Here is a 13,409-nt window from a genome sequence, read left to right as displayed (position 1 = left end):
TTTTAAGTCGTTACTGCTAGGTAAATAGACACAGAACAAGCTCCTTCGGGAGCTTTTTTTGTGTTTGTCGTTGTTAATCCGTTGGTATTGATAACCAACAGATAGAAACATCAGACCTTAATTAGTTCTGGTAGTTTAAATATTGAATACACAATTGATGAAAAGCTTTGGCTTGAGGTGAGATAGTTCGGTCCGTTAAGGTAAAGATTCCCACTTGTCTTTTTAAAGGAGGATCAATTAGCGGAATCCAAACTAATCGAGTTTCATTGGTCGGGAACGCCAACTTTGGCAAGGTGGTAACACCAATACCGAGCTCAAGAACTGAGAATAAAGAGGTGATATTTTCAACCGAATACAAAGCTTGTTCACTCAACGCGCGCGCAGGAGTGGGATCGAGTAGAGTGCAAGTCCCGTTGCGAATAAAAGGTTGTTCTAACAGAGTTTGCCACTCAATACCTTCTGGATGCTGAGCGATAGGGTTGTCCTTCAAACACACCACGCCAATGGGATCAGAGATTAATGGGGTAAACTCAATGCCACCTTCATCTAAATGTGATGGATTACCTAATGCTAAATCCACTTCTCCTGATAATAAACGGGCTTCGACACCAGCGGCGTTATCATCAATCAAGCTGACTTCTACATTCGGGTATCGTTCACAGAATGCGCCAAGCACACTAGGAATCAGCTTGGCTGCAACAGAAGGAACGCTGGCGATGCGTACTCGACCTTGTTGCCCTGCGGCGGCGGCTTTAAGGTCGTTATCCAGTGCGTTATAGATGTTGAGAAATTGAATGATCTTAGGCAGGCAGATCTCGCCGAAAGGAGTGAGTTTGGATTTGTTTCCAGGCTCAAATAGGCTCTGCCCCAGTATCTTTTCGAGCTCTTTTATGGATGTCGACAGTGCTGCTTGAGAACGATTTGCTCGATGTGAAGCGGCACGAAAACCACCTTCCTCGACCACCATCACAAAATGCTTTAATTGTTGAAGCTTGATACTCACGGCGAAACCTCTGCAATCCCTTTATTTACCTTAGTTTTTATAAGGTGATAGATTTTTCTTATCAAATGTAAAAAATTTACCGTTAGATTTATCGCCTGTCAATGTGCAGTATTTAACTATCTCGAAACAAGGTTGTTACAAAGGTTGAAAAGCACGTGAATACTTCTACGAAAAAATACCCAGTCAAAACCGCATTGTTTGCGTCTAAAGCACCGCTGGAATGGGCAATCGTCAACAATGGCACTTTATACACGGCGCAAATCCCAATTGATGATACAGGTGCTGTCGTGGAAGGCGGTATCGAAGCGCAAACTCGTCAAACCTTCAATAATCTCATTCACACACTGGAGTGTGCAGGGGAGTCCTTAGACTCTGTTCTGCAAGTGCTGATTTATGTGACGGATCGTGAGTACTTAAAAACGGTTAACCAAGTCTACGCGGAGTATTTTGACGCGCCTTACCCTAATCGTGCCGCTATGGTTGTCGCAGGACTAGCACGTGAAGAGATGTTAGTGGAGTTTGTGGTGTACGCATCTGCGAGTCAGCCAGAGTAAAGAATAACAACCAGAGCCTCACCATAGGGCTTTTGTCAGTGAGATTAGTGAGCTGGTGACGACCACCAGTCGTCAGGAAGAATAAGGACAGAGCAATGACTTTTATCAATAGTGTTCAAGCAGAGAAATCTCTCTATATTGCAGGCGAATGGCAATCAGGTATTAATACGGTTGCGAACATTAACCCTTCAGACATCAGTGAGAACTTAGGTGATTTTGCTCAGGCGAGCGAAGGTCAAGTAGAGCAAGCCATTCAAGCTGCCAAAGTCGCGCAGCCAGAGTGGGAAAAAACACCGATTGAGCGCAAACAAGCGGTTTTGCAGGCGATTGGTGATGAGTTGATTGCTCGTTGTGATGAGCTTGGCACACTGCTTTCACGTGAAGAAGGTAAACCTTTTGCTGAAGGTCGTGGTGAGATCTACCGTGCAGGTCAATTCTTCCAATATTTCGCGGCGGAAGTGCTGCGTCAAATTGGCGATAACGCAGCTTCTGTCCGTCCAGGCGTTTCCGTTGAGGTAACTCGTGAAGCCGTCGGCGTTATCGCCATTATCTCTCCTTGGAATTTCCCAACTGCTACGGCGGCATGGAAAATCGCACCAGCGCTTGCGTTCGGTAACAGCGTAGTATGGAAGCCCGCTAACCTAACGCCCGCTAGTGCGGTTGCACTGACGGAGATTATCCATCGTCAAGGCTTACCAGCAGGCACGTTCAACCTTGTGTTAGGCAGCGGCTCGCAAGTGGGTAACACGCTCATCAACTCGAAAGACGTAAATGGTGTGAGCTTTACTGGCTCGGTTGATACCGGACGCAAAGTAGCCGCAGCGACGGCACCAAATTTTGTTCGCTGCCAGCTAGAAATGGGTAGTAAGAACGCACTGGTGGTTGCCGATGATGCTGACATTCAAATCGCCGTTGAAGCAACTATTGCAGGTTCTTTCTCTGGCGCAGGTCAGAAGTGTACCGCGTCATCTCGTCTGGTCGTTATGGATGGCATTCACGATGCCTACGTGGAAGCACTGATTAAACGTATGAGTGAACTTAAAGTCGGTCACGCTTTAGAAGACGGCGTTTTCATGGGACCGGTTGTTGATGGAAACCAGTTGAATGCCAACTTTGAATGGATTGAGAAAGCACGTCAAAGTGGTGCGGAGTTAGCATTTGGTGGCGAGCGTTTGAACTTAGAACATGACGGTTTCTACATGTCGCCGACCCTTTTCCTCAATACGCAAAACAGTTGGGAAGTGAATCAAGAAGAAGTGTTTGCGCCGATGGCGAGCGTGATTCGAGTTTCTGACTTGGATGAAGCGATTGCTGTCGCGAACGATACTCGCTTTGGTTTGACGGGTGGCATTATCACACAAAGTCTTCGTAATAGCGCCATCTTCAAACAGCAGGTTCAAACGGGTTGTGTGATGGTCAACCTACCAACTGCAGGGACGGATTATCACGTGCCGTTTGGTGGTCGTAAAGAGTCAAGCTTTGGTCCACGTGAGCAAGGTCAGTATGCGAAAGAATTCTACACCGTGGTGAAAACCGCTTATCAACGTCCTTACTAAGTGAAATAGGGCAGCCGAGGATTCTGCTGCCCCACTTTAAAGGATCATTAACGTTTAAGGAGTGGTTATGTACCAACAACGGATTGTGATTGATGGATTGCAGTACTGCAATTGGGATCGAGAATACTTCCAAACGCTGAAGGCGAGTGGTATTACGGCTGTGCATGCGACGATTGTTTATCATGAAAATGCACGCGAGACCTTAACTCGCTTTGCCGAGTGGAATCTGCGATTTGAACAAAATGCAGATCTGATTATGCCTATTTACTCGATGGCTGACGTCGAGAAAGCAAAAGCAGAGGGTAAGGTCGGTGTCTTTTTTGGCGCACAGAATTGCTCCCCAATTGACGATGAAATTGGCTTAATAGAAGTTATGCGTCGCCAAGGTTTGCTGATTATGCAACTGACGTACAACAACCAAAGCTTGCTGGCGACAGGGTGTTATGAACAGAACGACTCTGGTGTCACACGCTTTGGTAAACAAGCCATCGAAGAGATGAACCGTGTCGGGATGATCATCGATATGTCCCACAGCGCAGAGCGCTCAACGTTGGAAGCGATTGACCTTTCTTCACGTCCCATTTGTATTAGTCACGCTAACCCAACCTTTGCTCATGATGCTCTGCGCAACAAATCGAACAACGTCATTAAAGCGCTCACCGAACGTGGCGGTTTGATTGGCTTTAGTCTTTACCCATTCCATCTTCCAAACGGCAGCCAATGCACGCTAGAAGATTTCTGCCAAATGGTCGCGAAAACTGCCGACCAGTTTGGTGTGGATCATTTAGGCATCGGCAGTGATCTTTGTTTAAATCAGCCACAGCAAGTGCTTGAGTGGATGCGTAACGGGCGTTGGTCGAAAGCAATGGACTATGGAGAAGGATCCGCCAGCAACGCAGGGTGGCCAGACGCGCTACCTTGGTTTAGTGGCAGCAAAGGGATGGAGAACATTTACGACGGCTTAATGCGTCATGGATTCAGTGAATCTGAGGCAGGAAAAATCCTGGGTGAGAACTGGTTTAACTTCTTGAAAGAAGGATTGGGGGCTAACTAAGTCATAACCCAACTGAACATGGAATAGCCTGCTCAAAAAATAATAATAAGGCGGGTGTTAAAGTCACTTTTTGTAGCCGTTAAGGCAGCTGCAAACAACCTCTGGAGTCAGAGTATGTCTGATCTAAGCAATAGCATGAAAGCTTCAACGATGAGCGTGTCATCAAAGAAGCACCAAGCAAAACACAGCGACACATCAGCAATAGAAAACTCACCGGACAAGTTAGGACTGGGTAACCCTGCGCTTTGGTATAGCGGTGGATTTATTGCCTTGTTCGTAGCGATCGCGCTTTACGACGGAGAGCTGCTATCAACGTTAGTCAATACTGGTTTTGCGTGGTCAGTAAAAGTCTTTGGTCCGTATTGGCAGATACTGCTTCTTCTCACTTTTCTTATTGGTCTTGGCTTGGCGGCAGGGCGAACAGGTAAGGTGATTTTAGGCGGAACAACAAAACCGGAGATGGATGGTTTTCGTTGGATGGCAATCATCTTTTGTACGCTTTTAGCTGGCGGCGGTGTATTTTGGGCGGCGGCAGAGCCTATCGCGCATTACGTGAGTCCTCCACCTTTGTATGGTCCGCAAGATAACCCGCAGCAAGGTGCCGTAAACGCGCTATCGCAATCTTTTATGCATTGGGGATTTCTCGCGTGGGCTATCGTTGGCAGTTTAACGTCTATCGTGGTGATGCATTTACATTATGATAAAGGCTTACCGTTAAAACCTCGTATTCTGCTTTATCCAGTATTGGGGGAGCGAGCGTTAAAAGGTCAAACAGGTGCGTTGATTGACGCATGCTGCATCATCGCCGTAGCGGCAGGAACCATTGGTCCGATTGGATTCTTAGGTTTACAGGTTAGCTATGCGTTAAATGCGCTGTTTGATATCCCAGATGGCTTTACTACGCAGTTGATCATTATTTTGTTCGCGATTGTGTTGTACACCGTATCTGCGTTAAGTGGCTTGAACCGTGGGATGCAAATGCTGAGTCGCTACAACGTCATTCTCGCGCTGGCGTTGATGGTTTATATCCTGCTATTTGGTCCAACAGATTTCATCTTCAATGGTTACATTCAAGGTGTGGGTAGCATGCTAGATAATTTCATCCCAATGGCAACTTACCGTGGCGATGAAGGTTGGTTGAGCTGGTGGACAGTGTTCTTCTGGGGCTGGTTCTTAGGCTATGGACCGATGATGGCAATCTTTATTGCCCGCATTTCTCGTGGTCGCAGCATTCGCCAAATTATCACGACTATCAGCATTGTTGCTCCGCTTACCACCTGTTTTTGGTTCACCATCGTTGGTGGCTCTGGCTTAGCATTTGAAATTGCCAATCCAGGCAGTGTAAGTGCGGCATTTGAAGGTTTCAACTTACCCGGCGCGTTACTCGCAGTGACTCAACAACTGCCGATGCCAATGTTGGTTTCAATCTTGTTCTTGATTTTGACGACTATCTTCATCGTTACTACCGGTGACTCAATGACGTACACCATCAGTGTGGTGATCAGTGGTGAGACAGAACCCAATGCGATTATTCGTACCTTCTGGGGCGTGGCTATGGGGATCACGGCATTGATTCTCATCTCACTTGGCTCTGGTGGTATTTCAGCATTGCAATCGTTCATCGTGATTACGGCCGTTCCAGTGTCATTAATATTGTTGCCGTCACTTTGGAATGCTCCGCAGATCGCCATCAAGATGGCAAAAGAGCAAGGGTTATAGCAACGGCAATAACAACACGAGCAAATTCAATAACGTGGAGCTTGTGCGGGTGAATCCTCCTGCACCTAAACAAGCCCTTATTCTTACAATAAAAATAGGTGGTGAGCAAAATGGATGCACATCGTTCTACTTATACTGAAACAACACTTCGCAACGCTGCTATTGTGATGGCACCAGACAGGCTAGGGGCTATGCACCAAAATCGAATCAGCTTTGTGCGAAGCTTGATTCGAAAAATGGCAAGTCAGGAATGGCAAGTGAGTAAACATGAGTGGCAATTGTGTCCACGTGGTTTTGGTCATGTGATTTACAAATTAGCGACACCGGAACATGTGTATCACTTGGTTGTGTTCTGTGATGAAATTGCTGATGAAGAGCGTAACGACCGAGTCATTGCCGAAAAATGGGACGTGACTTTTGCGCTGGTTAAAGGTGAAGTCAATGTTGAACTGATAGAACGACTTCGTGCTAATGTGCCTCTCCAAGAAGCGGGACGTAATCCAAACAACGTGCTTGTGCTTGCTCGTGCAAATAAGAGTGTTCGTGTGTTTGAACACATCGTGAGTGCACTTGCTAAAGGTGGGCAGCCAGAGCCCGCTGAGCTTGCGGAAGTTGGCTATATTCTAAGAACCACCGCCGTTTATGGTAACGGTAAATTTGGCATTGCCGATTTTAAATTGCTTGAGAACAACCCTGATTTCAACCAGTCGTTCAGTGCTCAAATGTGTGCCGTTTATATGCTGCGTGAATTCAGTTTAGATTGGGTTCATTACCTTGCTGCGAAAAAAGGCGGAGATAACGCAGTTGCACTCCATAAAGGTCTGCAGCGCTATCTCGGTGTAGGGAACGCAACTGGCTTGGGTATGGCGCCATATTTAATCAACCATCCATGTATTGTTGACCAATGGATGACATCACGTGAGCGTGCGATTGCCAATGTACTTGCCATGCCATGTGAACCTGTAGAGTTAGAGCTGCCGCTAAAAGCCTTGCTGGAAAAAGCACAGCGACACTTAGAGCAAGTGATAACAATCAATCAACATCAAGATCAACTTAACCATCAAGCCATTGCTGATCTCCAAGCTCTACAAATTAACTTAAATGCTTTGATGACAGAGCACTCGAATTGGGCAAGCTTGGTTAAACAAACCACAACCATGAGTTTGGAAGCCCAAGAAATCCTAACTTCATGTTTGATAGAGCTTTACCCGTCTTTGGTTGATGAATTTGAAAATCAAATGAACACTGATGAATCGCTTTCTATTCCTGGAGGTAAACGTGTTCATGATGTTTTGCAAATACTAGAGAATAAATATCGTTGGTCAATCGATGCTGACTACGCGTTACCAGATAACAACTATTGGTTCTGGTATCGTTCGCAAGACAAAGAAGAACCGAGACTGGGTGTTCGTGGGGAAGAGATTGGTGAAGAACGTGAGTTGCCGCTTGATGTCGGGCGACAAGTAAACCGTCTATACCATGCGCTGCAAACGTGTCAGCCAGAGACATCGTTGGCAGAGTTTTTATTGCAACATCCGCAATATCGAGCAATCACTCGTCGTGTATGGACGCTTGGCAATCGAGAAATGGGTGATATCCAGATGAACGTGCTTCGTGAAGACGCACTGCCGATGCATCTACTACGCTGTAAATTAGCGATCTTCGGGGCGACCAAGTTTGATCCTCGTTCAGACCGATGGGTTCGCGTGACCTTCTTCCAAGGTGCCCCATTGCTCGATGAGATTCAAGACCCGCGTTTCAGCGATACGTGGATTTTTCCAACCATGCCAGAGCGTGAAGAAATCGCACAAAGCGAAAATCAAAAAATCAGTGGAGGTTTTGCATTATGATCGTCTCGCATAACGAGCTGGTAGCAGCGGTAAACAAAGCCTTTCTTGGTATGCGCCGTCACTGTGGCGAGGCGGATGTGATCGCCAATATGGTTGCGGATTTGCAAATGGTGGGTTTGCATGGTGTGCGTCACTTCAACAACGCCAGCCTGTTTCTCAACTTAGATTCGGACTGCGCAGTCAGCATTACGAGCAATACAGAGTCTCATATTGAAGTCGATCTGCATAATGGCAGTATCGCTTGTCATTTACCTGCGGTATTGGATTTTGCGCTTGAGAAAATGGTCAACAGTAAGAGCGTCATCATTACTCTTAAACAATGCCACAATCGCTGGTTAGCATTTAGTGAGCTAGTCAGGCTCTCTGCCAAAGGCATTGCGTGCCGTGCTCAGTGGGTTAACGGCACTAGTCCAAAGCGAACCTTGTATGTGTTAAACCGTGGGCGGATTACACCAGAGGTATTCTTTTCTGATCAGATTGAAGACAACAGTACCGATTATCACAGTATGACGATAGAGCTTGCCGTAACGGATTTTGATATTGAAGCGAGCTCTCAAGGTTACGCAATTCATATTGATGGTGAAGAGCTGAGCCGTGCGCAGAAAACATCATGGGAAGAGGGTATCTTTATCGAAGACGCAGAATGGGAAGCGCTTAAGCAAACTGCTACGGTTTTCCTAGTTGAAAACAGTGAACGCTCGGTTCAAGGGGCAGGGGAGTTGGTGTAATACTGTCTGGTTAAAAATGGCAATCTATAGGGCGTAGGCAGCGTGCTTACGCCCATCAACTAGTAAGTTGTTGTGTTGATGTTGTTTGGCTTTCTTGGTTAAGAGAGCTTGGAAAATACTTTGTGCGTATATTCTAATATTTAGCGAGTTACTTAAGCCCTAATCTTTTCGCTAAACGATGCAAATTGCCATTATCGATCTCTAATTGCCGTGCGGTGGCAGCCCAGTTACCTTGATTTTGTTCTAGCACTTGTACAATCATGGTTTTCTGAAAGGTGTCTGTCGCTTGTTTCAATCCTTTTTCAGCTAGGATAGGTAATGCTTGTGCCTTGTTAGTGGTGGTTTGTGTCTCCACTAAGCTTTGATTCGGCATTTTGATATCAAAATCCTGTTCGACTAATTCAATATCTAAACTGTTCGAGCGTGCTTTAGCCAGTACACCCGCGCGTTTAATTACATGCTCTAACTCACGCACGTTTCCTGGCCATGCGTATTCTTTGAGAGCCAGGACGAGAGTCGGTGCAAGGCGGATACTGTTGAGCCCTAACTTATTTCTCAGTTGCTCGGCAAAGAAGCCAGCGAGCAGCACGACATCGTTTTCTCGCTCACGCAGTGGCGGCACATGCAGAGGAAATACACTCAAACGATGGTATAAGTCAGCGCGGAAACGACCAGCCGTCACTTCTTCATGTAGCACCCGATTCGTGGCAGCAACAATCCGAGTATTGACTCGGATATGACGATCATCACCAACACGCTGAATGTCGCCATATTGTAAAGCTCGCAATAATTTCGCTTGTAGCTCTAAAGAGAGTTCCCCCACTTCATCTAAGAATAGAGTGCCGCCATCGGCTTGCTCAAACTTGCCTTTTCGATTGCTGATTGCACCAGTAAACGCCCCTTTGATATGGCCAAATAGCTCACTTTCTGCGACAGACTCGGGTAACGCGGCACAGTTGAGATAGACCAAGGTGTGATTGGCTCGGTTCGAGCGATGATGGAGCGCATTGGCAACCAATTCTTTACCAACGCCGGTTTCTCCCATGACCAATACGGACAGTTCAGTATCTGCCACCGCATCGATTTGTTGTTGTAGTGCGAGCATACCACTGGAGTGACCAATGATCTCATTACTTAATGTTCGCTTTTCCGCATAAGAATCGCGCGGCAGGCTGGTTTGGGTTTCCAACTGTTCTAGCAATAGCGCGGTATGCAAACCGCCCGCTGCTAGCGCGCTAATAAAGCGTAACTCTTGGTTTAATAGACCATCAAACTGGTTGGGGTCAAAGGCATCGATGGTAATCGCCCCAATCAATTGATCATCAATCAATAGCGGTAAACCAATACAAGAATGCACGTGGAGTTTATCGTCATGGTTGGGAATCAATCCATCATACGGGTCGGGTAAATCACTATCCGATGGAAAACGGACGATATCTCCTGCACGAGCGATGGCTTCTAGACGAGGATGCTGCTCTATAGAGAAGCGTCTGCCTAGGACCTCGCTTGCCAATCCGTTGATTGCTAGTGGCTTAAAGTGCTGTTCTTCAAAAAGAAGTAGAGCCGAAGAGTCGCATTGAAGTACCTCACGAATGGTGGTGAGTAGAGTGTCAAAGCGCGCCTGTCGAGTCAGTGCCGAGTTGAGATCTTGTGTAATGTGAAGCCACTGAGCAATTAATGAAGTCATGATGAATACCGTCTGTGTCCATATGACAATTGTAGTGTCTTAATAACAAAATTCAACTGTGTCAATAAGACACTTTTGGTGATTTGTTTTTGGTTAAGCATCTGAATTTATTCGATATAAAAACTTGGCACACACGATGCAATAGCTAAGACAATATTTTTGATTATTTGTTATCTGAGGCTGTAATTATGACAATTCACGTAAAAAACAACGTTCATTGGGTTGGTCAACGCGACTGGGAAGTTCAAGAGTTCCACGGAACCGAATATAAAATGACCAAAGGCACGAGTTACAATAGTTACCTAATCCGTGAAGAAAAAACAGTCCTGATTGATACGGTTGACCATCGATTTAGCCAGCAGTTTATTCAAAATTTAGCGATGGAAGTCGATTTGAATACCATTGACTTTATTGTAATCAACCATGCTGAAGAAGACCATTCAGGTGCGTTATCTGCCTTGATGGAAAGAATCCCTAATACGCCGATTTACTGTACTGAAGCGGCGATTGACTCGATTGTTGGTCATCACCATCACCCGGAATGGAATTTCAAAACCGTCAAAACAGGTGACAGTATTGATATTGGTAACGGTAAGCAACTGATCTTTGTTGAAGCGCCAATGCTGCATTGGCCAGACAGCATGATGACCTACCTAACTGGTGATGCTGTGCTATTCAGTAATGATGCATTTGGTCAGCATTACTGCGATGAGCGGTTGTTTAATGACGAAGTGGATCAAAATGAGTTGATGGAACAGTGCTTACGTTATTACTCAAATATTCTGACGCCATTTAGCAGCTTAGTGACCGCTAAGATTAAAGAGGTACTCAGTTTCAATTTGCCCGTCGACATGATAGCCACATCACACGGTATTGTTTGGCGTGAGAACCCAGTCCAAATAATCGAGCAGTACTTAGAGTGGGCAGACAACTATCAAGAAGACCGCATTACCATTTTCTATGACTCGATGTCTAATAATACTCGCATGATGGCAGATGCTATCGCTCAGGGTATCCACGATGTTGATCCTGGTGTTGCGGTTAAAGTCTTCAACGTTTCGAAGCAGGATAAAAATGAAATTCTGGCGAATGTATTTCGCTCGAAAGGCATCTTGGTTGGCTCATCAACCATGAACAATGTGATGATGCCTAAGATCGCCGGCATGTTAGAGGAGATCACTGGGCTTCGCTTTAAAGCAAAGAAAGCAGCAGCGTTTGGTAGTTACGGTTGGAATGGTGGGGCGGTAGACCGTATTCATGCTCGTTTAACTGATGCTGGTTTTGAAACCGCGTTAAGCCTGAAAACGAAATGGCGACCTGATGGTAAAGCGATGCGTGAATGTCGCGAACACGGTCAGAACATAGCTAAGCTATGGGCAACAAAAGAGCTAACTCATTCAGTGGTTAATCCCTCTTCGTTTACTCGCCAAATCAATGCAGAGCAACCAGTCGTCCAAGAGACTACCCAATCTGTTGTGGTCGTTGAATCAGATAAAGCGAGTGTTCAAGTGCATCCAGATAACTGCCAATGTATGGTATGCACGGTATGTAATTGGGTGTATGACCCTGCGCAAGGAGAGCCGAACCAAGGCATTGAGCCCGGAACAGTTTGGTCTGATGTGCCGGATTACTTCCTATGTCCAGAGTGTCATTTGGGCAAAGATGTGTTTGTTGAGTACCAAGGTTAAGGAGGGCGAGATGAAAGCACCGATTGTTATTATTGGTAGCGGCTTTGCAGCTTATCAGCTAGTTAAGTCCGTGCGCCGTCTCGACGCCTTAAGCCCGATTCAAGTGTTTACTGCTGATGACGGTGCTGAATACAATAAGCCAGATCTTAGCCATGTGTTTAGTAAGCAACAAACCGCACGAGATCTAGTGGTAAAAACGGCGCAAGAGTTTGCCCAGCAGCATAGTATTGAACTTTTCAGCCATAGCGTGGTTGAACGTATCGATACTCAAACACAACAAATCGTGGTGAATGGCTGCACTTATCCGTATGCCAAATTGGTGTTTGCGACCGGGGCACAAGCCTTCGTGCCGCCAATGCTAGGTGATGCGGTGCAAGAAGTGATTACCTTAAACTCGCTGCAAGAGTATCAAGCGGTTGAAGCAAGATTAAGCGATGCTAAACGAGTTCTAGTCATCGGCGGCGGCTTGATTGGTGTTGAGCTTGCGATGGATCTGGCGAGCAGTGGTAAAGAGGTGAGTATTGTCGAACCCAATACGCGCTTACTGGCAAACTTACTGCCCGAGTTTGTGGCGCTGCCTCTAGAGCATCATCTTATTCAGCAAGGTATCAAGTTGCGGCTTAGCCGCAGTGTCTCAGAGGTGAATTATGCCAATGGTTCTAAGGTGGTAACCTTGAGTAATGGACATACTATCGCCACTGATGCGGTAATTTGTGCTGCAGGGTTGCGAGCCAATACCACATTGGCAAGAGAGGCAGGTATCGCAATCAATCAAGGTATCTGCGTTAACCTTCAACTGCAAACTTCCGTAACCAATGTGTATGCCTTGGGCGATTGCGCTGAGATAGAAGGGAAGGTGCTTCCTTATCTGCAACCCATCGTATTAAGCGCTAATGTACTGGCTAAACAGTTGCTGGGCGAGGAGGCGCGCTTAGTATTGCCGCCAATGATGGTGAAAGTAAAAACGCCCAGTTATCCAATCCAATTGGCGGGCAGTTTCGCTCAAGTTGAGACTTGGAGTGTGCAGTTTTCCAAAGGCGGGATTGTTGCAAAAGCAGAAAATGCCAATAACCAGCTGACAGGCTTTGTCGTCAGTGGAGAACAAGTGACGCAGGCTTTCCCTTTGCTTAGAGAGCTATCTACCTCAGCGTCTACATCGTGAACGACAGTAAATTAGATAAGGGGATCAATATGTCACATCTACGCATTCCAAAAGATTGGACGGTTCAACGTTCTACGCCATTTTTTACTAAAGCGACAGTACCTAGTGCATTGCTCACTCACCATAATACCGCTCAAGGTGTATTTGGTCAGATATGCGTTATGGAGGGCGTCGTAACGTATTATGGGTTCGCTGATGAGTATGCGACGGAACCTGAAATGACCGTGGTGATTAATGCAGGGCAATTTGCTACTAGCCCACCTCAGTACTGGCACCGTATTGAGATGAGTGAAGACGCGCAGTTCAATATTAATTTTTGGTCGAATCAAGATAAAAGCGGTACAGCGTTATTTCAAACTAAGAAATAGCGATACCCATAACTATATATACAGCGATAGGTATTGAATT

Annotated in this window: 11 protein-coding genes; 9 read left to right on the top strand and 2 right to left on the bottom strand. The window is 46.1% G+C overall.

From position 1 onward, the window contains the following. Positions 1–121: 121 nt before the first annotated feature. Positions 122–1,003, bottom strand: a complete 882-nt coding sequence (locus GZN30_RS19880) for a LysR family transcriptional regulator (protein WP_075650704.1) — start codon at positions 1,001–1,003, stop codon at positions 122–124. A gap of 155 nt (positions 1,004–1,158) precedes the next feature. Here GZN30_RS19880 and GZN30_RS19875 point away from each other — a divergent pair, with 155 nt between their 5' ends. The 6 genes from GZN30_RS19875 to GZN30_RS19850 all read left to right on the top strand — a co-directional run bounded on the left by GZN30_RS19875 (position 1,159) and on the right by GZN30_RS19850 (position 8,464). Further along, positions 1,159–1,557 carry a RidA family protein gene (locus tag GZN30_RS19875; RefSeq protein WP_075650702.1) on the top strand — a complete coding sequence of 133 codons (399 nt, stop codon included), beginning with the start codon at positions 1,159–1,161 and terminating at the stop codon, positions 1,555–1,557. A gap of 95 nt (positions 1,558–1,652) precedes the next feature. Then, on the top strand, positions 1,653–3,113 hold the full coding sequence (locus GZN30_RS19870; protein WP_075650699.1) for an aldehyde dehydrogenase family protein: 1,461 nt from the start codon (positions 1,653–1,655) through the stop codon (positions 3,111–3,113). 67 nt (positions 3,114–3,180) lie between these two features. Beyond that, positions 3,181–4,167 carry a membrane dipeptidase gene (locus tag GZN30_RS19865; protein ID WP_075650697.1) on the top strand — a complete coding sequence of 329 codons (987 nt, stop codon included), beginning with the start codon at positions 3,181–3,183 and terminating at the stop codon, positions 4,165–4,167. Positions 4,168–4,281: 114 nt separating this feature from the next. Next, positions 4,282–5,886 (top strand): BCCT family transporter, encoded by a 1,605-nt coding sequence (locus GZN30_RS19860; protein ID WP_075650695.1) that lies wholly within the window; start codon positions 4,282–4,284, stop codon positions 5,884–5,886. A 110-nt stretch (positions 5,887–5,996) separates the two neighbouring features. After that, entirely contained in the window at positions 5,997–7,736 is a 1,740-nt protein-coding gene (locus tag GZN30_RS19855) for a hypothetical protein (RefSeq protein ID WP_075650693.1), read from the top strand. Continuing rightward, complete coding sequence (locus tag GZN30_RS19850) at positions 7,733–8,464, top strand: DUF3726 domain-containing protein (RefSeq protein WP_075650691.1); 732 nt, start codon at positions 7,733–7,735, stop codon at positions 8,462–8,464. The genes GZN30_RS19855 and GZN30_RS19850 overlap by 4 nt, the downstream gene beginning before the upstream one ends. 148 nt (positions 8,465–8,612) lie before the next feature. Here the strand turns inward: GZN30_RS19850 and norR are convergent, their stop codons facing one another. Further along, positions 8,613–10,151, bottom strand: a complete 1,539-nt coding sequence (gene norR, locus GZN30_RS19845; RefSeq protein ID WP_075650689.1) for a nitric oxide reductase transcriptional regulator NorR — start codon at positions 10,149–10,151, stop codon at positions 8,613–8,615. A gap of 188 nt (positions 10,152–10,339) precedes the next feature. On the opposite strand from norR, the gene norV reads away from it, so the two are divergent. The 3 genes from norV to GZN30_RS19830 are packed head-to-tail and all read left to right on the top strand — an operon-like array spanning position 10,340 to position 13,369. Then, a complete protein-coding gene (gene norV, locus GZN30_RS19840) occupies positions 10,340–11,839 on the top strand; it encodes an anaerobic nitric oxide reductase flavorubredoxin (protein ID WP_075650687.1) in 1,500 nt (499 codons plus the stop codon). A gap of 10 nt (positions 11,840–11,849) precedes the next feature. Beyond that, a complete protein-coding gene (gene norW / locus GZN30_RS19835; RefSeq protein WP_075650670.1) occupies positions 11,850–13,001 on the top strand; it encodes an NADH:flavorubredoxin reductase NorW in 1,152 nt (383 codons plus the stop codon). A gap of 29 nt (positions 13,002–13,030) precedes the next feature. Continuing rightward, a complete protein-coding gene (locus GZN30_RS19830) occupies positions 13,031–13,369 on the top strand; it encodes a DUF1971 domain-containing protein (RefSeq protein WP_075650668.1) in 339 nt (112 codons plus the stop codon). Positions 13,370–13,409 lie beyond the last annotated feature (40 nt).

The sequence above is a fragment of the Vibrio ponticus genome (assembly GCF_009938225.1).
Lineage (GTDB): Bacteria > Pseudomonadota > Gammaproteobacteria > Enterobacterales > Vibrionaceae > Vibrio > Vibrio ponticus.
Note: the sequence above shows the minus strand (reverse complement) of the source record. Positions and strands in the feature narration are given on the sequence as shown.

Coding starts and splice junctions, on each gene's coding strand:
- GZN30_RS19870 (WP_075650699.1), top strand. CDS start 1,653: ATGACTTTTATCAATAGTGTTCAAGCAGAGAAATCTCTCTATATTGCA.
- GZN30_RS19865 (WP_075650697.1), top strand. CDS start 3,181: ATGTACCAACAACGGATTGTGATTGATGGATTGCAGTACTGCAATTGG.
- GZN30_RS19860 (WP_075650695.1), top strand. CDS start 4,282: ATGTCTGATCTAAGCAATAGCATGAAAGCTTCAACGATGAGCGTGTCA.
- GZN30_RS19855 (WP_075650693.1), top strand. CDS start 5,997: ATGGATGCACATCGTTCTACTTATACTGAAACAACACTTCGCAACGCT.
- GZN30_RS19850 (WP_075650691.1), top strand. CDS start 7,733: ATGATCGTCTCGCATAACGAGCTGGTAGCAGCGGTAAACAAAGCCTTT.
- norR (WP_075650689.1), bottom strand. CDS start 10,151: ATGACTTCATTAATTGCTCAGTGGCTTCACATTACACAAGATCTCAAC.
- norV (WP_075650687.1), top strand. CDS start 10,340: ATGACAATTCACGTAAAAAACAACGTTCATTGGGTTGGTCAACGCGAC.
- norW (WP_075650670.1), top strand. CDS start 11,850: ATGAAAGCACCGATTGTTATTATTGGTAGCGGCTTTGCAGCTTATCAG.
- GZN30_RS19830 (WP_075650668.1), top strand. CDS start 13,031: ATGTCACATCTACGCATTCCAAAAGATTGGACGGTTCAACGTTCTACG.